The 21,025-nt window shown below is 39.3% G+C and carries 17 protein-coding genes, 1 tRNA gene, 1 other RNA gene and 1 pseudogene; 11 read left to right on the top strand and 9 right to left on the bottom strand.

Annotated features, from left to right (window positions below; translation table 11 throughout):
- Nucleotides 1–80: 80 nt before the first annotated feature.
- The 4 genes from rlmE (at nucleotide 81) to FTV04_RS09420 (ending at nucleotide 4,135) form a co-directional block, all read left to right on the top strand.
- The gene (gene rlmE / locus FTV04_RS09435) at nucleotides 81–731 is read left to right on the top strand and encodes a 23S rRNA (uridine(2552)-2'-O)-methyltransferase RlmE (RefSeq protein WP_078191339.1); all 651 of its coding nucleotides are present in this window, start codon (nucleotides 81–83) and stop codon (nucleotides 729–731) included.
- Between the two features lie 136 nt (nucleotides 732–867).
- The gene (ftsH, locus tag FTV04_RS09430) at nucleotides 868–2,766 is read left to right on the top strand and encodes an ATP-dependent zinc metalloprotease FtsH (RefSeq protein WP_078191443.1); all 1,899 of its coding nucleotides are present in this window, start codon (nucleotides 868–870) and stop codon (nucleotides 2,764–2,766) included.
- Nucleotides 2,767–2,878: 112 nt separating this feature from the next.
- Complete coding sequence (gene folP, locus FTV04_RS09425; protein WP_218949917.1) at nucleotides 2,879–3,733, top strand: dihydropteroate synthase; 855 nt, start codon at nucleotides 2,879–2,881, stop codon at nucleotides 3,731–3,733.
- Nucleotides 3,734–3,820: 87 nt separating this feature from the next.
- A complete protein-coding gene (locus tag FTV04_RS09420) occupies nucleotides 3,821–4,135 on the top strand; it encodes a DUF5713 family protein (RefSeq protein WP_078191338.1) in 315 nt (104 codons plus the stop codon).
- A gap of 61 nt (nucleotides 4,136–4,196) precedes the next feature.
- Here FTV04_RS09420 and FTV04_RS09415 read toward each other — a convergent pair whose 3' ends face one another.
- From FTV04_RS09415 to FTV04_RS09405, 3 genes are all read right to left on the bottom strand, one after another.
- On the bottom strand, nucleotides 4,197–4,649 hold the full coding sequence (locus tag FTV04_RS09415) for a hypothetical protein (RefSeq protein WP_180089315.1): 453 nt from the start codon (nucleotides 4,647–4,649) through the stop codon (nucleotides 4,197–4,199).
- A gap of 304 nt (nucleotides 4,650–4,953) precedes the next feature.
- Nucleotides 4,954–5,039 (bottom strand) — tRNA-Leu (locus tag FTV04_RS09410).
- Between the two features lie 169 nt (nucleotides 5,040–5,208).
- Nucleotides 5,209–5,943 carry a hypothetical protein gene (locus FTV04_RS09405; protein ID WP_180005427.1) on the bottom strand — a complete coding sequence of 245 codons (735 nt, stop codon included), beginning with the start codon at nucleotides 5,941–5,943 and terminating at the stop codon, nucleotides 5,209–5,211.
- Between the two features lie 195 nt (nucleotides 5,944–6,138).
- Between FTV04_RS09405 and FTV04_RS09400 the strand changes: the two genes are divergently transcribed.
- Entirely contained in the window at nucleotides 6,139–6,645 is a 507-nt protein-coding gene (locus FTV04_RS09400) for a hypothetical protein (RefSeq protein ID WP_078191335.1), read from the top strand.
- A gap of 95 nt (nucleotides 6,646–6,740) precedes the next feature.
- Here the strand turns inward: FTV04_RS09400 and FTV04_RS09395 are convergent.
- The 3 genes and pseudogenes from FTV04_RS09395 to FTV04_RS09385 all read right to left on the bottom strand — a co-directional run bounded on the left by FTV04_RS09395 (nucleotide 6,741) and on the right by FTV04_RS09385 (nucleotide 11,130).
- Nucleotides 6,741–8,080, bottom strand: a pseudogene (locus FTV04_RS09395) (CitMHS family transporter).
- A 599-nt stretch (nucleotides 8,081–8,679) separates the two neighbouring features.
- On the bottom strand, nucleotides 8,680–10,008 hold the full coding sequence (locus FTV04_RS09390) for a hemolysin family protein (RefSeq protein ID WP_078192153.1): 1,329 nt from the start codon (nucleotides 10,006–10,008) through the stop codon (nucleotides 8,680–8,682).
- Nucleotides 10,009–10,137: 129 nt separating this feature from the next.
- Nucleotides 10,138–11,130, bottom strand: coding sequence for a LysR family transcriptional regulator (locus FTV04_RS09385; RefSeq protein WP_078191331.1), 993 nt, complete (start codon nucleotides 11,128–11,130; stop codon nucleotides 10,138–10,140).
- 684 nt (nucleotides 11,131–11,814) lie between these two features.
- Between FTV04_RS09385 and FTV04_RS09380 the strand changes: the two genes are divergently transcribed.
- The 3 genes from FTV04_RS09380 (at nucleotide 11,815) to FTV04_RS09370 (ending at nucleotide 15,690) form a co-directional block, all read left to right on the top strand.
- Entirely contained in the window at nucleotides 11,815–13,419 is a 1,605-nt protein-coding gene (locus FTV04_RS09380) for an isocitrate lyase (RefSeq protein ID WP_168378085.1), read from the top strand.
- Nucleotides 13,420–13,938: 519 nt separating this feature from the next.
- Nucleotides 13,939–15,135 (top strand): YncE family protein, encoded by a 1,197-nt coding sequence (locus FTV04_RS09375; protein WP_257221007.1) that lies wholly within the window; start codon nucleotides 13,939–13,941, stop codon nucleotides 15,133–15,135.
- 90 nt (nucleotides 15,136–15,225) lie between these two features.
- Nucleotides 15,226–15,690: a hypothetical protein gene (locus FTV04_RS09370; protein WP_168378083.1), complete on the top strand. Its 465-nt coding sequence runs from the start codon at nucleotides 15,226–15,228 to the stop codon at nucleotides 15,688–15,690.
- A gap of 472 nt (nucleotides 15,691–16,162) precedes the next feature.
- Here the strand turns inward: FTV04_RS09370 and ssrS are convergent.
- The 3 genes from ssrS to FTV04_RS09355 form a co-directional block, all read right to left on the bottom strand.
- Nucleotides 16,163–16,345: non-coding RNA, 6S RNA (gene ssrS, locus FTV04_RS09365), on the bottom strand.
- A gap of 99 nt (nucleotides 16,346–16,444) precedes the next feature.
- On the bottom strand, nucleotides 16,445–16,732 hold the full coding sequence (locus FTV04_RS09360) for a cell division protein ZapA (protein ID WP_168378082.1): 288 nt from the start codon (nucleotides 16,730–16,732) through the stop codon (nucleotides 16,445–16,447).
- A gap of 2 nt (nucleotides 16,733–16,734) precedes the next feature.
- Entirely contained in the window at nucleotides 16,735–17,286 is a 552-nt protein-coding gene (locus FTV04_RS09355) for a hypothetical protein (RefSeq protein ID WP_078189180.1), read from the bottom strand.
- A gap of 64 nt (nucleotides 17,287–17,350) precedes the next feature.
- Here FTV04_RS09355 and FTV04_RS09350 point away from each other — a divergent pair, with 64 nt between their 5' ends.
- The 3 genes from FTV04_RS09350 (at nucleotide 17,351) to FTV04_RS09340 (ending at nucleotide 20,771) form a co-directional block, all read left to right on the top strand.
- A complete protein-coding gene (locus tag FTV04_RS09350) occupies nucleotides 17,351–17,968 on the top strand; it encodes a UPF0149 family protein (protein ID WP_168378081.1) in 618 nt (205 codons plus the stop codon).
- Nucleotides 17,969–18,070: 102 nt separating this feature from the next.
- On the top strand, nucleotides 18,071–19,405 hold the full coding sequence (gene pepP, locus FTV04_RS09345; RefSeq protein ID WP_180089314.1) for a Xaa-Pro aminopeptidase: 1,335 nt from the start codon (nucleotides 18,071–18,073) through the stop codon (nucleotides 19,403–19,405).
- Nucleotides 19,406–19,595: 190 nt separating this feature from the next.
- Entirely contained in the window at nucleotides 19,596–20,771 is a 1,176-nt protein-coding gene (locus FTV04_RS09340; protein WP_168378079.1) for a tetratricopeptide repeat protein, read from the top strand.
- Nucleotides 20,772–21,025: the final 254 nt, after the last annotated feature.

Raw genomic sequence — 21,025 nt, 5'->3', positions numbered from 1 at the left:
TTTAGATACACATGTCTACTGCAAAAGTGCTGAATTTCACGTACAATCAAGACTGAGAAGTTTTTTTTATTTAGAGAGTTATGGCTACCCGCATTACTAACCAGAAATTATCCAAAAGTAGTCGTGACTGGATGCGTGAGCATCTTGATGACCCCTTTGTGAAAAAAGCACAAAAGGAAGGATATCGTGCGCGTGCCGCTTATAAATTGCTTGAAATTCAAGAAAAATACAAATTGATCAAGCCGGGCATGACCGTTGTCGACTTAGGTGCTGCACCAGGCAGTTGGTCGCAAATTGCCGGAAAACTTGTTGGTGACAAAGGTTTGGTTATTGCTTCTGATATTTTACCAATGGATGCTTTACCGGATGTGACCTTCTTGCAAGGTGACTTTCGTGAACAAGAAGTGTTCGATGAATTGTTAAAAATTTTAGATGGACGTACTGTAGACGTTGTAATTTCAGATATGGCCCCCAATACATCAGGTAATAAGGCTGTAGATCAACCGCGTCAGATCTATCTTTGTGAATTAGCAATCGACTTTGCTCAAAAGGTTCTTGGACCAAATGGACAGTTTGTTGTTAAAGTGTTCCAAGGTATTGGATTTGATGAATACCGTAAGCAAGTTGTAGACACATTTGATGTGCTGAAAACAGCAAAACCGGCGGCTTCACGTGCTCGATCTAAAGAAGTGTTTTTAATCGGGCAGGGACGTAAGAAAGCTTTCAAGTAAAGTTTACTTGCCAACTCGTTAAAAATTGTGCATTTTGTACGTTTTTAAATTATTGCGAAGCTACTCTGCAGCGTAAGTATTAGAGTCACCCATGTAAGTGGGATTGAACGAATTAGATAGAAATGGGAATAAAGCTTTGAGCGATCTTTTTAAGAATGCCGTGTTGTGGCTGGTTATCCTAGGCGTGCTGGTTTTAATCTTCAGCAACGTCAGTGACCGCAATCAACCGACCGCGATGAACTATTCTGAGTTCGTGGCAGCCGTAAATGCGGGTCAGATTAAACAAGTCACCATTGATGGCGAAAGAATTCGTGGCGAAAAATCAAACGGTTCAGAGTTTGAAAGTATCCGTCCTGCGGTTCAAGATCCTGAACTTATGCCGAACCTGATCAAGAACAATGTTGTTGTTGAAGGTACAGCGCCACAGCGTCAAAGTATTTTGATGCAACTTCTGATTGCAAGTTTCCCTGTTCTTTTAATCATTCTGTTATTCATGTTCTTTATGCGCAACATGGGTGGTGGAGCTGGTGGTAAGAATGGCCCAATGAGTTTTGGTAAGTCAAAAGCAAAAATGCTGTCTGAAGACCAAATCAAAGTGACATTTACTGATGTAGCGGGCTGTGATGAAGCTAAACAAGAAGTTGTTGAAATCGTTGACTTCCTAAAAGATCCATCTAAGTTCAAACGACTTGGTGCAAGCATTCCGAAAGGCGTGCTTATGGTTGGTCCTCCGGGTACGGGTAAAACTTTACTTGCTAAAGCGATTGCGGGTGAAGCGAAAGTACCGTTCTTTAGTATTTCGGGTTCTGACTTTGTTGAAATGTTCGTGGGTGTGGGTGCGTCTCGTGTCCGTGACATGTTTGAACAAGCAAAGCGTCATGCGCCATGTATCATTTTCATCGATGAGATCGATGCCGTTGGTCGTCACCGTGGTTCAGGTACAGGTGGTGGTAATGATGAGCGTGAGCAAACATTAAACCAAATGTTGGTTGAAATGGATGGCTTTGAAGGCAACGAAGGTATTATCGTTATTGCTGCAACAAACCGTGCTGACGTATTGGATAAAGCTTTACTTCGTCCGGGTCGTTTTGACCGTCAAGTGATGGTATCTCTACCGGATATTAAAGGTCGTGAGCAAATCCTGAATGTACATTTGAAAAAATTACCTTCTGTGACTGGTGTAGATGTTAAAGTCTTGGCACGTGGTACACCTGGCTTCTCAGGTGCTCAGTTGGCTAACCTTGTAAACGAAGCAGCACTGTTTGCTGCACGTCGTAACAAGAACACGGTCGATATGCATGACTTTGAAGATGCAAAAGACAAGCTTTACATGGGTCCTGAACGTAAATCGATGGTGATTCGTGAAGAAGAACGTCGTGCGACGGCTTATCATGAAGCAGGTCATGCGATTGTTGCTGAAATCTTGCCGGGTACAGACCCTGTGCATAAAGTGACAATCATGCCACGTGGTTGGGCACTGGGTGTGACTTGGCAGTTGCCTGAACATGACCAAACCAGCCATTACAAAGACAAAATGTTGAATGAACTTTCAATTTTGTTTGGTGGTCGTATTGCAGAAGAAGTCTTCATTAACCAAATGTCGACTGGTGCTTCAAATGACTTTGAACGTGCAACAAAAATGGCACGTGCAATGGTTACTAAATACGGTATGTCCGATAAAATGGGCGTCATGGTTTATGAAGATGACTCACAGCAGTCATTCATGGGTGGTTTAGGAAGTCGTGTGATTTCCGAAGCAACGCAGCTTGAAGTTGACCGTGAAGTTCGCCGTATTTTAGATGAACAATATAAAGTTGCTCGCGACATTCTTGAAAATAACAAGGATATTGCGCATGCCATGGTGAAAGCATTACTTGAATGGGAAACCATTGATCGTGATCAAATCCGTGACATTATGGAAGGTCGTGAACCACAACCACCAAAAGTGTACATCGCTGAAAATCCAGTGATTGATGTAACACCAACGGATGGTCCAGATGTTCCACCACCATTACCGTCATTGCCAAAAGCATAAAAATTTAAAACCACCTTCGGGTGGTTTTTTTATATGAAAATAAATGCATGTGAGCGAAATGCTGAGCAAACTTAGCGTTAAAATAAGCATAGCAAAATCTGGGATGTGTAATATGAAGTTGGTGTCTTTGCCGAATAAAATTTTAAACTGTGGTAATTTGCAATTAGATTTGTCAGAGCCACATGTGATGGGAATTTTAAATGTCACACCGGACTCTTTTAGTGATGGTGGCAAACACAATGGTAAAGACCAAGCTATAGCACATGCCTTACAAATGATTGCGGATGGTGCGACAGTGATTGATGTCGGTGGTGAGTCAACACGTCCGGGTGCATCTGTTGTTGAGGTTGAAGAAGAAATTCGACGGGTCGTACCCGTCGTTGAAGCCTTATCTAAACACAATGTAGTGATTTCTATCGATACCTCACAACCTGAGGTGATTGAGGTAGCGGTTCAGGCAGGTGCGCATATCTGGAATGATGTACGTGCATTAACTCGGCCGAATGCCTTAGAAACCGCTGCAAAACTGGATATTCCAGTGATCATTATGCATATGCGTGGCGAACCTACCACGATGAATAATCTAGATCAGTATCAAGATGTCGTGGCTGATGTAATCGATGAATTAAAGCAACGTGTGCAAGATGCATTAGATGCAGGTGTACGTGCAGAAAACATTATGATTGATCCGGGTTTTGGTTTTGCTAAAAATGCGCAACAAAACTTAAAGCTTTTACAGCAATTCTATCAATTGAATGACATGGGCTATCCGATCCTTTCGGCATTATCTCGTAAGCGTTTTATCGGTGAAGCACTTGGCGGTGCAGATGCACAAAATCGCGCAGTAGGCTCGGTTGCAGCGCATCTACTCAGCATTCAACAAGGTGCATGTATGGTTCGCGCACATGACGTCAAAGCAACGGTAGATGCGATACGTGTTTGGCAAGCCATGCAGAATGCAGTGTGATTTGAAAATACTGAATTCCAATAAATTTGGTGAATTGTAGTATTTGTGTTATATAAGCGCCCTGAATGTTTTGTGATAGAGTTTCGTATGTTTGCAGATTTACTGCTACCCATGTTTGATGATGAATATTACCCAGATGTGTTGGTTGCAGAGGTGAAGTTATTGGTTGTTCAATTTGCGAAGAAAATTGCAAAAGCAGATTTAAGTTCAACTGATATCTACCATTTTGCCAATGAAACGGTTGCACAGCTCAATAAGATGAAACCTCAATTTGAAGATTTAGATTCGTCTTTGGATGATACGGCTGCAGATTATATTGCAGAAGCCATGATGATGGTGCTGCAAGATGAAGGCCATATGGATATTGAAATGGAAGAGTTGGTTGCTAACCGAGAATGGTAATTGAACTTTAAAAAAAGCCCTGTAGTGACAGGGCTTTTTTGTGTTTAGGGATTTAAAAAAGTCATTGAGCATTGTTTAAAAAATCTTTAAATGATGATTTGATCGATGCTGATAGTTTTTGTTCTTCTTGCATAGCTTGTAAGTGTAGGGTGTAGAAATACAATTGATGTTCTTTTTGTTTTAAAGATTGTTGATAAGACCAAAATGCCAGTTGGCGAAGCTTTTGTAGTTTTACTCGTTCAATGGCGCTGCTTTCAGGTTTATAAAATAATTCAGTAAATACACATAAAAACAGACTGAAAAAAAGTCCACAGAGACTGATGAGGTTTAATACATCTGTTTGTAGATACTTAAAGTTTATAGCGAGGATAAGTGTGAATCCGCCAAGGAGATACAGTTGTATTTGCAGACGCGGAACTGCGGACTTACTGCTAAAACGTGCTTGATAATGTGCATACCAGACATAGCAATAGATCCATGGAAGAATAATCAATAAACCAAGATTAAACGCCATTTTGGGGTCGTGTATTGAAAGTGCCGTTGAAAGCATATGACCAAGTACAGCGCTGCTAAGGGGGATAGAAAGTATCAGGCAAAAGCTAAAGATTAAAACAGGTGCAGTGGGTGTGAGATTGATAATTTTAAGATGTGCAAACAGCAGCCGTTGATAAAAGGCATCGGGATGCTTGAGTTGTAGTGCGGGGAGATTAAAATCTGAAGGTGTCGGCATCGAATAATAATAGATTTCTAAATTTTAGGCATAAAAAAACCAGCAAATTGCTGGATCTTTTATTGCACCAATCTTAGAAGTATAAGAATGGTGCCCGAGGCCAGACTCGAACTGGCACGCTTTGTGGGCGGGGGATTTTAAATCCCCTGTGTCTACCGATTTCACCACTCGGGCATGTGCGCAATAATAGAGGACGAAATGAAGCTTGGCAAGAGTATTTGATGGTGTTTGTTTTAAAATCAATCAATTCATGCATATAAGTTGAAAATATTCAAAAATAGCGATGTATTGAATGACTTTTTGAGCAGTGATTTAAAGTTTTTTGCACTATATCAATGCCAGCTTATTTCATTAACTCATCAAGATAATGTTCAACATTTTGGTGCTTTAGCTTTTTACATAGCTGATTTTCCTGATGCAGCATTTGTATGTGCAAATTTTGGAACAGGGTAAAGCGCTCAGATAACTGTTTATGATTTGCCTGATTCGGATTACTGAGCGACAAACGTAATTTTGCTTTAAGCATTTGTTTATACGACCAATATGCAATACGACGTGTCTCTTGCAGAAAATAGTATTCTTGGGTGTTACTTCCACCTTTGAAAAGATTTTCTTTATAAAAACGCACAAAGCCGAAACTCATGGCGAAAAAGAACAATACAGATTGAACAAAGGTGCTTTGTAAAAAGGCGATATTGAGTAATTGTAATAAAATCACGATCGCAAGTCTGAACGGCGTATTTTTCAAACTTTGATACAGGGACATTGAACTGTGCTTGATTTGCTTGATGACTAAGGGCACAACCAGCATGAAAAACAGCATAATACTTAGTACAGCAATACCATGAGCGCGAAACTCACTCATTTCTGGAAAATACAGTTGCACTGCATGTCCAATACTCATGCTCAAAGAAATAAAAATCATCGCCGCCAAAACCCAAGGAATAAGTTCTTTGAGTTCGTCTAAAATGCCTTGAGTTTTCAGTTGGCTATAAAATAAATAATTATGTTTAAAGGCTGCTGGATATTGCTGTTTCAGTTGTTGAAGGTAAAGCGCAGCCTGTTTCTTTTGAGCCATATTGTGACGTTAGTATTAAAGCGTGAAAGTAATATAGTTGATTTCGATATTTTTGACAGAATTTTTTTCTAAATCATGTTGTATATCTGAACATTATAAGAGAAATCACAATTTCTATAGTGAAGGTCGCAGTTTTCATCCTTCTTTTATGCGAAAATACATACTTATTGAATATTAAGTTTTTATAGGCAGTTTATGACTGATCATTCTCCTGAAACATTAAGCGATATCGAAATTCTAGACATTCTTCAGTCGATGAAATCAGATGTTTTAAATACTGAAGCAAATGAAGTGATTCGTAGTGGGGGAAAAGCTGGTCGTCAAGAAGCACACAAACAAGCTTTGGTAAAATTAAATCAAGCATTTGAAGATAAATTTGTTGAAGCTGTGACTTTAGCTTTAGGCTTAAATGAAGGCCAAAGTAAAAAAATCCGCTACAAAAAAGACCGTATCCGTATTTTGAAAGTTCGTGGTATCGATTATTTAGCGATTGATGGTGCTGAAACTGCACAAGTATTGTCGCAAGTTGCACAAGCGATTGTACGTGAAGACGCAACGGTGACTCATGACCTCCATAACATTTTTCCATTTTGGAAAGAAGGCTGGCCAATGGTTCAATTCGACAATGTTTATAAAATTTTAGAAGATGACATTCGTATTCATTATGAAGCAGTTCTAGAAGCATTAATTTCAAAGCATTAATCACTACAAATGAACCTGTGAGTGTAAAACACTGGCTAGTTCAGTATTGTTAAGCATAAAAAAGCACCTGATGGTGCTTTTTTATCTTTAAAATTTTAAGTTAAGCTCGAATAAAAGGGAAACATTCCAAAGATCAGACCTGCTGCTAACATGACAAAACACGTGATTACAGCCCAGATAATGGTAAATTTCTGATGTTGTCCAAACTCGATACCCGCAAGTCCACAGAGTAAATATGTCGAAGGGACAAGTGGAGAGAGTAGGTGTACAGGTTGCCCTACGATGGAGGCACGTGCCATTTCTACAGGTGCAATTCCATAATGAGCTGCTGCATCTGAAAGAATTGGCAAAACCCCAAAATAGAAAGCATCATTCGACATAAAGAAAGTCATCGGCATACTGATGACAGCGGTTATCGGTGCTAAATAGGGACCCATACTTTCAGGGATAATTGCCACAAGTTGTTTGGACATGGCTTCTACCATGCCTGTTCCAGCTAAAATTCCGGTAAAAATACCTGCAGCAAAAATGATGCCGACCACGTTTAAAGCACTACCTGCATGATGTGCGATTAACTTTTTCTGCAAGTCGACATTTTTGTAGTTGACGACTAGCGCAATACATAAAGCCACCATGAATAAAATAGGCATAGGTAAAATACTAAAAACCAGACAAATCATCAGAACGACGGTTAACAGTGCATTAAACCAACGTAGATCTGCGCGGTTGGCTTCTGGATTATCTGAGATTTGAATGTTTTCACCATGGCTGATATCCAATTGGACAATTCCTAGACGCTTTCTTTCCATGCGACCATACATCGTTCCTAAGAAGTACAACCAGCCGATGGCAAATAACATCGGTAAAACCATCGGGACAAATACATCACTTGGGTCGACATGAAGTGCGCTGGCGGCGCGGGCTGTAGGCCCACCCCATGGCGTAAGGTTCATAATGCCGCTAGAGAGCATAATCAAACATGCCATAATCAATGGGCTCATACCTAAGCGCTTATAGAGTGGCAGCATGGCAGCAACACAGATCATATATGTTGTAGAACCATCTCCATCCAAAGAGACAATTAACGTCAGGGTAATGGTTCCAAGAACGACTTTTAACGGATCACCTTTGACCATTTTTAAAATAAATTTCACCTAAGGGTCGAACAAACCTGTATCAATCATGATGGCAAAATACAGAATCGCAAAAAGCAGCATGATGCCAGTCGGTGCAAGTTTTTTACACCTTCAATCATCATGTCGCCAATTTCATTTATTTGTATGTGTGACAAGCTGTCAAAATAAAAACCAAGTAACCACGCAATCAAGGCAAAAAGTAGGGGAATTAAAGTCAGTGCAACAAGTGGGCTTAAGCGTTTCGACATGATCAAATACATAAAGCACAAGATCATGCCCAAACCGAGTACGGTTAACATGGTTCATTCCTTTGAAATATAAAGCTGTTTTTAAATCCAAGGGCAGAGCATAAAGATAAATTTCATCAGTCAAAACAAAGGTGAGAAAATGTGAAATACATCACTATTTTAATGAAAAATAGTCATTAATAATGAAGGTATTAGGGAAGGGCGGTTTTTCGATTTATTTTAATTTGTATTCAAAAAAAGTGGTCTGTTTACATTTATTCAACATCAGTAGAGAACTGTAAGTGCGTGTAGATCCAGTTTGATCACAATAAGTGCGCTTAAGCAAAAATAGACAGTAGCGTCCGAATCGGCCAACTAAAAAATCGGAACCAAAAAATTAAGGGATTATAAAAAAACAGACCAAAACGCATAGTTTCGTCAAAATGTTGTCTGCCGCGTTCATAAGGATAAGGCGTTAAAAACCAAGCAGTGACGATCAGTGCAACACCGAGCAATAGAAATAAAGGTTGTGGATGAGCTTTGAAAAAATAATAGATTAGATAAGCCCCAGTATAAAAACTAAAGCAAGTCAAAATAGCTTTAAGTGAAAAAGACATCTTCGTATTCCATCGTATTTATATTTTATTGTTTTAGAAAAAAGAAGAATCGAATTAATCCGATTCTTCTGGTGTATCAAGTTCAGTTTCAGCCTGTTGTAAGCGGGTCACTAATAATTGGTCAATTTTAAAGTGGTCTACATCCACAACTTCAAATTTGTAGCCATGATAAGTAACAAAGTCAGCTGGACGTGGAATTTTACGCAGTTTAAACATCATAAAGCCCGCAAGGGTTTCATAGTTTTCTTCATCGGGCATTTCATCTAAAGCGAGTGCATGTTTTAGATCTTCGATTGGTGTACTGCCATCGATAAGCCAAGAATCTGCATCTCGTTTAATAATTTGTTGCTCTGCTTCAATCGGTGTTACCCAGTCGCCCATCACGGTAATCATAATGTCGGAGAGGGTAATAACGCCAACAACCAAAGCATATTCGTTAATTACAACGGCAAATTTTTCTTTGGTTGAACGGAAACGATCGAGTAATTCAGACAGTGTTAAGGTATCTGGAATCGTGAGGACATTACGAATAGTATTTTCGTTGAGCTGTAAAAGTGACTGATTGTTGAGGATTCGAACCAAAATATCTTTGGCATCCACATAGCCAATCACGTCATCAATATTTTCACTACAGACCAAAAACTTTGAATACGGAAATTCAGCGAGTTTTTGACGAATACTGGCTTCAGATTCTTTGAGGGTAAAGTACACCACGTTTTCACGTGTGGTCATACTTGAAGGGACGTTACGTTCTTCCAGCTCAAATACGTTTTCAATAAAGTGGTGTTCTTGTTTTTGTAGTACACCAGCTTGAGCACCGGCATCCATCACAGCTGAAATGTCGTCAAAGGTAATATTGTCATCACGTGTTGTATTCACTTTGAATAAACGAAACAACAAATTGGCAATGGCATTAATCACCCATGCCATTGGCTTACACACTTTAATAAAGATTTGAATCGGGTCAACAACAGCAACGGCAATTTTTTCAGGTGCGATCATCGCCAAACGTTTTGGCATCAAATCAGCAAATAGAATGAATAAGGATGTGACTAAAGTAAACGACAGGGTGAAACCGATAGTTTCAGTCCACGGGCCCTGATAAAAACGAGTGACTAAGCTAATGAAGTAAGGACGAAAAGCACCTTCACCCAAAATACCGCCAAGAATTGCCACAGCATTTAAGCCAATTTGTGATGCGGCGAAAAAGTCTGCTGAGTTGGCTTGTAAGTCAAGCACACGTTGTGCACGTGAATCTCCAGATTCAGCCAAAATTTTAAGTTTTACTTTTCGTGCACCCGCAAGGGCAATTTCTGTTAATGAAAGAAAACCCGCACCGACGATCAGGAGAATAATAATGACAATATTTTGGAAAAGGCTCACGAATACACCTGTTTGTGATTCATTCTATTTTTCTGTATTTCTAACACAAAAATGGGCAAGGTAGTAGTCTTAACTACTACCTATATAGTGACAGTATACGTTTGAATTAATAAGGAATTAAAGAACTAATTACTGATACTGTGAAAACTGAGAGTTATTCATTAAGTATTCGCGGTTTTCTTCTTCAATCATTTGACGTGCAACATATAAAATAAGTTGACGTAACCAGCGATGAGCAGGGTGATGATGAAGTAATGGACACCAAGCCATTTTTAATTCAAATTCAGGAATATAGAATGGTGGATCACGAAGTAACAGGTTTTGACTTTTGGCTTGAAGTCGAGCAATACGGCTTGGCAGAGTCGCAACCAAGTCAACATTCGATGCCAATAAGCCCGGCATTTGATAATGACGGGTGAAAACTGAAATTTTACGTTTTTGGCCAATACGTTCTAAGGCTTGATCAATCCAACCAAGACCCGCTTGTTTTTCAGGATTGACACCAAAACCAACACCCATACCTGTTTTAGACACCCAAATGTGTTGTGCATCTAGATAACTTTTCAGGTTTAAGTTATTTGCAGCAGGGTGCTTGGCATTTAAAAGGCATGAAAAACTGTCACGCCAGACCAATACTTGGTGAAAACTTTGCGGAATTTCATTAAAGCGGTTAATCGCCAAGTCGACTTTACCTTGTTCCATATCTCGATAAGACACATCACTTGGTGTTAAAAAGTCCAGAACCACATTGGGTGCTTCGGAGCGCAAAGCTTTTACTAGGCGCGGTACCAGTGTTGCTTCAGCATAATCTGAAGTCATGATGCGGAAGACACGATTTGAAGTGTAAGGTCGGAACTCGGTACGGGGTTCCAAAATCATCGAAAGGTCAGAAAGTGCATCACGGATACGTGGCTGTAATTCAAGTGCACGTTCTGTAGGTGTCATACCTTCTGAAGAACGAATAAGAAGTGGATCATTAAATAAGTTGCGTAGACGACGTAAAATATTACTCATCGCAGGCTGAGTTACACCCAGTTGCTCGGCAGCACGAGTCACATTTTTTTCACGAAGTAGTACATCAAGATAAATTAATAGATTGAGATCGACCCGCTCCAGATTCATAAAATAAATACCGACAATAAAATCATGAAATTTATCTGATTATGCCATAACTACTAAGGCTTGTGTAAAAAATGGATGAAAAAATGACGTGTACTTTTGTACTAAAAATCGGCAGTTTTAAGACAAATTTGCTGAAGTGCCAGCATATATTATCTTAAATACTTATTACCTGTTTAGACCGATATTTTTAAGTAAATGAAATAAAAATACGGAGCAATCTTGTTTATGCGAAGTGATATTCATAAAACAAAAAAATTAGATGAAATATCTCATTTGTATGATCATTTGAAGACGGAATAACCGAGTATTTAGCTCGGTAAATTTGGGCAAAAATGGCGTAAAAAATGCTGTTTTTTTTAAAAGTGAATGCTCAGTCGACTTAAGTCTAATGAAGAATAATTCATCAAAATGTTTGAAAAATAGACAAGAAAATTAGCAAAATATATTAATAAAAGTATTTAAATACAAATGCTTATAAATTTTGGTTAATTATTATAATACGACTTTAATCTACATATTTTTTAAATAAATACCGAAAATTAATGCAGAATATTGGATTAATTTTTTTAGTCAATCTACTCTGTGTCTATCGCAACGAAGTGTTCTAAATCTGAACAATCATTCGAGGGTATGATTTTAGCCTTACGTTGCAGAAAAATCCTAATATTATTACAGGAACATATCATGTCTACATACTTAACAGCGATTGATGCAATCCGTGAATTAAAAGCAAAATTCGGAAGCACTTGGCGCGATATTAGCCCAGAAGATGCTGCACGTATGCAAATGCAAAACCGTTTCAAAACTGGTTTAGACATTGCGAAATATACAGCTGCTATTATGCGTCGTGATATGGCTGCTTATGATGCTGATTCTAGCAAATACACTCAATCATTAGGTTGCTGGCACGGTTTCATCGCACAACAAAAAATGATTGCGAACAAAAAATACTTCGGTACAACTGAACGTCGCTATATCTACCTTTCAGGTTGGATGGTTGCAGCTCTTCGTTCAGAATTCGGTCCACTTCCTGACCAATCTATGCACGAAAAAACTTCAGTACCTGCATTGATCGAAGAAATCTACACTTTCCTACGTCAAGCTGACGCGAAAGAATTAAACGACTTGTTCCGTGCGCTTAAAAAAGCAAACGAAGCTGGTGATACTGCTAAAGCTGCTGAAATCACTGCTCAAATCGACGGTTTCCAAACTCACGTTGTGCCAATTATTGCTGACATCGACGCTGGTTTCGGTAACGAAGAAGCGACTTACTTACTAGCTAAGAAAATGATCGAAGCGGGTGCTTGTGCACTACAAATCGAAAACCAAGTATCTGACGCTAAACAATGTGGTCACCAAGCTGGTAAAGTTACAGTTCCACACGAAGACTTCATCGCGAAAATCCACGCTCTTCGCTATGCATTCTTAGAAATGGGTCTTGATGACGGTATCATCGTTGCTCGTACTGACTCTGAAGGCGCTGACTTGACTCAAAAAATCCCAGTGGTTAAAGAGCCAGGCGACATCGCTTCTCAATACATCAGCTACTTAGACACAACTGAAATTGACATTTCAGAAGCTCAAGAAGACGAAATCCTAATCAAGCGTAACGGTAAACTTCACCGTCCAAAACGTCTTGCTTCTGGCTTGTACCAGTTCCGTCCAGACACGCAAATTGACCGCGTTGTACTTGACTGTGTATCTAGCCTTCAAAATGGTGCTGACCTTCTTTGGATCGAAACTGCGACTCCAAACGTTGAAGAAATCGCTCACATGGTTAACCGTGTTAAAGAAACAGTTCCAAATGCGAAACTTGTTTATAACAACTCGCCTTCATTCAACTGGACTTTAAACTTCCGTCAACAAGCTTACGACCGTTGGGTTGCTGAAGGTAAAGACGTTTCTGCTTACGACCGTGCTAAACTAATGAGCGCTGAATACGATAACTCTGAATTAGCTGCTGAAGCTGACGAAAAAGTTCGTACGTTCCAAGCTGATGCTTCTCGTGAAGCGGGCGTGTTCCATCACTTGATCACACTTCCGACTTACCATACAGCTGCTCTTTCTACTCACGAGCTTGCTCAAGGTTACTTCGGCGACCAAGGTATGCTTGCTTATGTAGCTGGCGTTCAACGTAAAGAAATCCGCGGTACGATTTCTTGTGTTAAACACCAAGCAATGGCTGGTTCTGACATCGGTGACGACCACAAAGAAATCTTCGCTGGTGACAACGCGCTTAAAGCGGGTGACGATGCGAAAAACACAATGAACCAATTCGCTGCTCACTAAGCATTGAACTGATTCGAAAAAAAGCCCAGCGAAAGCTGGGTTTTTTTATGGCCTTAAAATCGTGTTGAATTTAGGTTCTGTTGATATTACATAATGACAGCCAAATAAATATGTAAGCTAAGGCAACTGATTTTTCATAGTTCTGCTTGAGTCTTGCAAATGTATTCTGGATTGTTTTTTTGGATAGATAGCAAGCCAAACTGGGACAACTCTTAAATAAGCTTTTGAAATTGAAAAGATTTGAATGAAATATTTGAAGCAAAGAAAAGTGGTGGAATGGAGCAGAGATAGAATATTACATTATTGAAGAAGCCTTTAGTGGCAGGTTTGTGCGCCTTTAATCAACAACTCATCGGAATTAAAACAAATACGCTATATCTACACTTGTATATTTAATAAGCTTTCTTTGCGCTAAAAAAGCGACACTTATCTGATGGCTTTGGTCAAAAGGTATGCATAAAAACAAATGAATGGACAATAAAAATGGAAAAAAATCTCTGGATCAGGACACTTCTTTGTATGACAGTTACGGTGTCGCCACTTATTTTCGCAGCGACAACCACTGCACCCGTTCCACCCAATAGCCAGCAAGTCTTTTTTGTCGGCAATAATTGGGATGGTACGGTTACAGTGATCAATCCTGCAAAAAACTATCAGAAAGTTGGTGTCATCAATATGGTGCCCGACAAAAAACAACGCCTCACTGAAATTTACCTCAACCCAGTAAAATTAATCGCTTATAGCTATATTCGTAATACGGCAGGAGAGGGAAATGATCAATTGGTCGATGACATGTATTCCACACCAGATGGCAAATCGGTGGTTGCATCACGCCCAAGTTATGCAGATGTAGTCTCGATTAACATTGCAACGGGGAAAATCAATTGGCGCACACCCGTTGAAGGATTTCGAGCAGACCATATGGCGGTTTCACCCGATGGGCAACAAGTTGCTGTTTCAGCATCTTCAGGGAATGTTGTACATGTACTCGATATCAACACGGGCAAAGAATTAGGACGTTTTGCGACGGGCGATAAACCACATGAAAATATCTATTTTGCCAACGGTACTAAAATTCTAAATTCAGCCATTGGAAATGTCGAAACAGCCATGGATGCATCTTGGCAAGATTTTACTAAAGGCAAACGCTATATCACGATCGCAGATGCTCAAAATTATAAAGTCCTTAAAAAAATCGATTTTAGACCTGCTTTAGATGCCGTGGGACGAAAAGATCTGTCTAACTCAGTTCGACCGATTGTATTTAGTAAAGATGAATCCAAAATCTATGCTCAGGTCTCATTTTTTAATGGTCTGGTCGAATATGATCTCAATCAAGACAAAGTCACGCGCATTGCACAGCTTCCGGGAAGTACAACGATTCCCTCAGATCGCACCAAATGGGTGAATGACTCACGCCATCATGGGCTTTCAATCAGTGGTGATGGTGAAAAACTGTGTGTCGCAGGAACCATGGATGATTATGCCACTATAGTAGATCGTAAAACTTTGACCGCGGCGAAATTGATTGCTGCAGGTAAACCGTATTGGGCAACGCAAAGCCCAGATGGAAAACGCTGTGTAATTTCTGAAAGTGCGACAGATGCAGTAACAGTGATTGATTTCGCGACAGGTGAAAAAGTCATCACAGTTCCAGTTGGCAATCACCCACAGCGTGTTCGTTTGGGTTATGCGCCAGCAGGATGGGGCAACTAATAATTTAGATAAAATTAAATAAAAAGGTAAATTCAGAGTCAAATCGGCTCTGAATTTTTTAAATATCAGAAGGTGTCTAGAGACTGCATCATGAATAAAAAATGGATTGTTTTAGGTTTGACGTTTAGTTTAATTTTATGGTTGATGATTCAGTTTTTAAAACCACGGCAGCAGGAGGTTCATGAACAGCTACCTTTAGATCAACAAAAAGTGTCCGAAACACATTCAGATCAAACCACGGAAAATGTTTTACAGCATTCAAGTTCCAAACCCAAACAAGAAAGACAAGATAATGAAACGCACACCCAGTTATTACAGCAACGTGAACAGGTATTTCAACAATTTCAGCAAATAAACACACAGATGAGTCAGGGGCAGCAGCCGAATCAAAATCAAGTACTCGCTTTACTCGAGCAGCAATACAGATTGGTTGAAAAAGGCGTCGTGAACGTGGATGAAGCTATTTCATCTATTCAATATTTACGCCAAATACTTCCCGAAATGGATCGATTTTTAGATGGGCAGCAAGCTAAATTGGAACAACTCAAAAATTGAATAAGGCGGATTAAATCAGCTTTTGAAGGTGAACAAACTTGAATAAAAATTTTTAACTGATGTTACGCAGTAACATCAAAGCGCAATTTGCTTCAAATAAAACAACGATACGCGGTAACGTCATCCGCAAGTGTTTAAGACAGGACTACTTCTAATCAAAAATGTTTTTGTGATGCTTTGAATAATTTGGCGGTAGTGAACGAGTTTTGCGGATGACAATGGTTTTGGGTACTTTTGCCGAAACAAAAGTATCTCCAGCCGAAGGCTAATCTCTTTATTTAATCCTTAGATGTAAGACTCCGTCGAATAGGCTTAAAATTATTTTAAAAATGCGAAATTACTTTTATGTGCGTAACATCAGTTTTTAAGAAAAGAACAGGAGTCGAATAGCGCAGAAATAGAATAGTGAATTTTTTAGAATATTTTTGAATTGAGTTGAATGCTGAAAATTCATTTAATGACTTGGAAGATAAACACTCCGAAGATGCCGCTGCAAATGTCGTGACCCTGAACCCGATGAGTTCAAGGTGGACGCGACGTACACTCGCTGGGTTTCCCACACGAGGAGGGCATACGCTCAGAATATACAGAACACATCCATAAGTTTAAGTATCGGCAGGGGATTAGACCTAGCTGGCGAACACCTCAGAGATGTACTCAGTATAACGAATTCAGCGTTATTGGCAAATCACCAAACGCTGACAAAGTGTTTAAAATGAAGCAATCGGGCAAAGTATAATCACTAAACCACCGATTAATCAGTCAATTCTTCCACTTGTTCCAAAATATTTTGCAACAAAAGTTCGCAGTTTGCATATTCTTGCAAACTCTTATTCATCGACAGGACTTCTTGCATTAACTCAAGTGCGACCATAATGATCAACTTGCTTGGTTCCATACGTGGCGCTTTACGACGAAATTCATCGTATTTGTCATTCAGCAGCTGCGCTGCACGTTCTAAATCTGCTTGTTGGTCAGAGGTCGTTGCTAAACGGAAACTATGACCTAGAACTTTTAAATCAACTGCAATTTGTTCACTCATGATCAAACTTCCTCATTGCTTTCAGTCGGATGCGCCAATTGTTGAATTTCTTGTGCATGTTGATCTTGAGCAGTACCTAAAATGGCTAAACGTTGAATAATCGCTTCAACTTTGGCTTTGGCATGTTCATTTTTTTGAAGCAGACGTTCACGTTCTTGCTTTAAACCTTGAATTTCTTGCTGAGCATGACGTTGTTCATTTTGCATTTTTTCTTTGACGATACGTAACTCATTACGCTCTGCCAAAATTTCCTGAAAACGATTTTTTAGATCAGTACAGCTTTTTTCGAGGCGGCTGTATCGGTCAGCCAAAGCAGTTGCATCAGTATTGAGCTGTTGAAGTTGAGCACGTGAATCAGTTAATTGCTCATTCAGTGTTTCAATTTCTTCTTGTTTCGAGGTGATAATGCCGTTCTTATGTACAATTTGAGCATGATGCTGCTCATTAGATGAGTTTTTCTCATCTTGTAAGGCACCATTTTCGCTTTCAAATTGCGCCAGTCGCGTTTTTAAAACGCTAATATGCGCTTGGAGACGCTGTAATTCTTCTAACATAACGTAGTCGCACAGTCTTGCAAACAAAGGTAATATATACGAAGTATAGAGATTGGATAAGCGAATGCAAGACGATATTTCAGGTTGGTCAGATTGGTCCCACAATTTTTCTAAAATTGAAGAAATTTCAAGCCCAAGTGAGTTACATGGTTTACTCACTGGTATAGTTTGTGTGTCACAACCACCGAGTCGTGAAGAGTGGCAACAAATTTTAGCAACACTTGATGTAGCTGAATTAGATGAAGATGCATTGGCATTGTTAACTGAAGAAGCAGAAGATGTTGCTCATTCACTTTCAGATGATGAACTCGACTATCTTCCTTTATTACCAGATGATGATCACTTACTTGGTGAGCGTGTGCAAGCCTTGGCAGACTGGTGTGCAGGTGTGGTTCTTGGTTTTGGTTTGGCGGCAGGACATCTGCGTACCAATGAACAAGAATTGATTGAGCATTTACAAGATGTCGCTTCAGTAGAATTTGAAGATTCAGATGATGATGAAGAAGGTGAAGAAAGCTATCAGGAATTATACGAATTTGTTCGTTTAATCCCAGTAAGCCTGTCTATGGGACGTACCAAAGTAGATGTTTCAGAAACACCGTTGCTACAACTGAGTGCTAAAAATTCATCGGCTCAAGCGGGCAATGTGGTTGAAATGTTCACTCCACACCGTCCAAGTTAAGGCATTCTTTTTGCATTAATAATTAATAGATGATGGACTCTATCTAAGGAGTTCATCATCCTATTAAATCAATCATAGTCCAAACGTATAAGAAGCATATCCATGAAGAAATTAACTCAAGCAGATTTTCAGGAACGTCGTGACATCCTTGCAGGTGAAATGGGCTTACGCAGCATCGCAATTATTGCCACGAGCAAAGAAGCCATGCGAAACCGTGATGCCGACTATAAATTCCGTGCTGATAGTAGTTTCTTTTATTTAACAGGTTTTGCTGAACCTGAAGCGGTTGCAGTGATTGAAACCTTTGATAGCGAAGAAGAAGGTTATAGCTATAGTTTGTTCTGCCGTGAACGTGACCGTGAAATGGAAATTTGGAATGGTTACCGTGCGGGTATTGATGGCGTGATTGATGACTATGACGCGGATGAAGCCTTTGCTATCGATTTATTAGACGAAGAAATTTTAGAAAAATTACAAAATAAAGATAAATTATTTTACCGTATCGGGCAGCAAGCAAATTTTGATGCTCGTGTGGCGCAGTGGATTGCAGCTGCAAGCGGTGAATCACGTAAGGGTGCAAGTGCGCCTGCACAAGTCATTCAACTGGACCGCATTATCGATGAAATGCGTTTGCATAAGTCTGATGATGAACTCGAATTGATGCAGATTGCTTCGGATATTTCAGCAGAAGCGCATACCCGCGCCATGCAAACAGTCAAACCGGGCATGATGGAATATGCACTAGAAGCAGAACTGAATTATGTCTTTGGTATAAATGGCTGTGTACCGTCCTATAACAGCATCGTTGGTGGTGGTGAAAATGGCTGTATTTTGCACTATGTGGAAAATGACAAAGAATTGAAAGATGGTGATTTGGTACTGATTGATGCAGCGTGTGAATATCAACTGTATGCCTCAGACATTACCCGTACTTTCCCTGTTAACGGTAAATTCAGCCCTGAACAAAAAGCACTTTATAATGTCGTGCTCGATTCGCAAATTGCGGCGATTGATGCTGTGCGTATCGGCAACTCGTATAAAGAACCGCATAACGTTGCAGTGCGTATTTTAGTTCAAGGTTTGCTTGATTTGGGCATCATGCAGGGAGATATTGACGAAATCATCGCAAAAGAAGGTTATCGTCAGTTCTATATGCATGGCACAGGCCACTGGCTCGGTATGGACGTGCATGACGTTGGTTCATATAAACAAGACGGTGAATGGCGTGCCTATGAAGAAGGTATGGTCGTGACTGTTGAGCCGGGGCTTTATATTGCGCCAGATGATGAAACTGTTGATGAAAAATGGCGTGGTATTGGTATCCGTATTGAAGATGATGTTGTAGCAACTCAAAATGGTCCACGTGTTTTAACCGCTGCAGTGGTGAAATCTGTAGAAGAGATTGAAGCGCTGATGGCGAAAGCGAAAGCCGCTTAAGTTTATACAGTATTTAAAAAAGCCGGTCAGATGATCGGCTTTTTTTTATCTATAAGCAGTCATATAAATACTAATCATACAGACAATGTTAATTAGCAATGTAGTTGATTTTCTGATGTTAAGTTTTTACAAAAATTAGATATAAGTCTTTTAAAATTAATCGTATAAATTTTTTATTTTAATCATAATTATGGGCGTTAGAAAAGCTGGGGTGGTTATTCCCTTTAATGGCAATCAACAGGATATAGAAAGACTGGTAAATGATTGGCTGGTTTATTTTGAAGAAAACTCAAAATCTGCATTAGATATAGAGTGGCTGACGGATCATGTTGTTTGTATCAATAGTGCCGGATTAGCGCATTTTGCTTTTACTGAACCTGAAAAATGGAGCAGCTTGCTGAGCAGTGGGTTACCGATTAAATGGATGATATTCTTTGATTTTGCAGACACAAATTCAAGCTATAGCTATGCGCTTTATAAAGAGGGTGCAGAAATTAGATGTGTCATTCAAGCGGAAGAAGATGAACTTTACATGGATGGGCAAATACAAGATTTTGAAAAAGAATGGTTAAACTTTTCAACAAGATATTTATACGAATATGTTGAAAATGGCAAAATTCAAAAAAAATGGATGACTGATTTAAACAGTTTAAAAGAAGAGATCAATGAAGATTTGGAAAGCTATTATCAATATTATTATTTTAGCGAAAAGGATCATTTAATTTATCATACTCAATTGGTTCGGCTGTTATTGATTGAACTCTTTAAAATCTATGTCGGTTTTGAAATCTTTGATAGTGATTATAATCCAGTAAAGAAAATAAAGTTTAAGTATAACAATCAGCGTACTTATGATGATTATTTAAGTTTAGCATCAAGAGGGGATATTGCAGCCCAAATTAAATTGGGTGAAATGTATGAAATGGGATGCGGCGTCGAAAAAAATGATTTAACAGCACAAGGATGGTATCAAAAAGCGGTTGATCAAGGGGATGATGCGGCGATGCTGAAGTTAGCAGCGCTGTTGTTCAAAAAACCATGTAAAACAGAGGTTCATATTGCTTTAGATCTACTGAATCAGTCAGTGGAAAAGGGAAATATAAACGCAAGAACGGCCCTTGCTGAAATATATGAAAAGGGCGAAATTCTTGATCAAGATTATAATCTAGCTATGAACTTGTACAAGCAATCGGCAAAACAAGGCTGTGCAATTGCCCCCTATAAAATTGGTTTAATGTATGAGCTGGGTAATGGTGTAAATCTAGACTTAAAGATAGCAAAGCGCTGGTATCACCAAGCGGCGAATGCTTTTAATCAAGATGCAGAAATTCGATTACAGAAATTAATCCAGTATTTTAATGCTTAACTTCCTAAGCACCTTATTTAAATTACTGATGTTACTGCGTAACATCAGTTAGGCAGAATAACAAGGCACTTTTTATGAAGGGCGATGTGAATCATTTGAATGAGGAAGCTGATGCTTGAAATTAAAATGATCTGTGGTTGAGCCGGAAATTTAATCGGCTCAGTCATTTTTATTGTGATTTTAAGTGATTCGCTATTTTTTGAGATGAATATTTACGGCGAGAGATGATTTATTTTGTATTTATTCAGTGCAAA

This window comes from Acinetobacter sp. YH12219, assembly GCF_013417875.1.
In the GTDB taxonomy this organism is placed as follows: domain Bacteria; phylum Pseudomonadota; class Gammaproteobacteria; order Pseudomonadales; family Moraxellaceae; genus Acinetobacter; species Acinetobacter amyesii.
The sequence above is the reverse complement of the archived record's forward strand: the minus strand, read 5'-3'. Positions and strand labels throughout refer to the sequence as shown.

What these genes read in the sequence shown, in the direction of transcription:
- rlmE (WP_078191339.1), top strand. Translation starts at nt 81, where the DNA reads ATGGCTACCCGCATTACTAACCAGAAATTATCCAAAAGTAGTCGTGAC.
- folP (WP_218949917.1), top strand. Translation starts at nt 2,879, where the DNA reads ATGAAGTTGGTGTCTTTGCCGAATAAAATTTTAAACTGTGGTAATTTG.
- FTV04_RS09420 (WP_078191338.1), top strand. Translation starts at nt 3,821, where the DNA reads ATGTTTGCAGATTTACTGCTACCCATGTTTGATGATGAATATTACCCA.
- FTV04_RS09415 (WP_180089315.1), bottom strand. Translation starts at nt 4,649, where the DNA reads ATGGCGTTTAATCTTGGTTTATTGATTATTCTTCCATGGATCTATTGC.
- FTV04_RS09405 (WP_180005427.1), bottom strand. Translation starts at nt 5,943, where the DNA reads ATGGCTCAAAAGAAACAGGCTGCGCTTTACCTTCAACAACTGAAACAG.
- FTV04_RS09400 (WP_078191335.1), top strand. Translation starts at nt 6,139, where the DNA reads ATGACTGATCATTCTCCTGAAACATTAAGCGATATCGAAATTCTAGAC.
- FTV04_RS09385 (WP_078191331.1), bottom strand. Translation starts at nt 11,130, where the DNA reads ATGAATCTGGAGCGGGTCGATCTCAATCTATTAATTTATCTTGATGTA.
- FTV04_RS09380 (WP_168378085.1), top strand. Translation starts at nt 11,815, where the DNA reads ATGTCTACATACTTAACAGCGATTGATGCAATCCGTGAATTAAAAGCA.
- FTV04_RS09375 (WP_257221007.1), top strand. Translation starts at nt 13,939, where the DNA reads ATGACAGTTACGGTGTCGCCACTTATTTTCGCAGCGACAACCACTGCA.
- FTV04_RS09370 (WP_168378083.1), top strand. Translation starts at nt 15,226, where the DNA reads ATGAATAAAAAATGGATTGTTTTAGGTTTGACGTTTAGTTTAATTTTA.
- FTV04_RS09360 (WP_168378082.1), bottom strand. Translation starts at nt 16,732, where the DNA reads ATGAGTGAACAAATTGCAGTTGATTTAAAAGTTCTAGGTCATAGTTTC.
- FTV04_RS09355 (WP_078189180.1), bottom strand. Translation starts at nt 17,286, where the DNA reads ATGTTAGAAGAATTACAGCGTCTCCAAGCGCATATTAGCGTTTTAAAA.
- FTV04_RS09350 (WP_168378081.1), top strand. Translation starts at nt 17,351, where the DNA reads ATGCAAGACGATATTTCAGGTTGGTCAGATTGGTCCCACAATTTTTCT.
- pepP (WP_180089314.1), top strand. Translation starts at nt 18,071, where the DNA reads ATGAAGAAATTAACTCAAGCAGATTTTCAGGAACGTCGTGACATCCTT.
- FTV04_RS09340 (WP_168378079.1), top strand. Translation starts at nt 19,596, where the DNA reads ATGGGCGTTAGAAAAGCTGGGGTGGTTATTCCCTTTAATGGCAATCAA.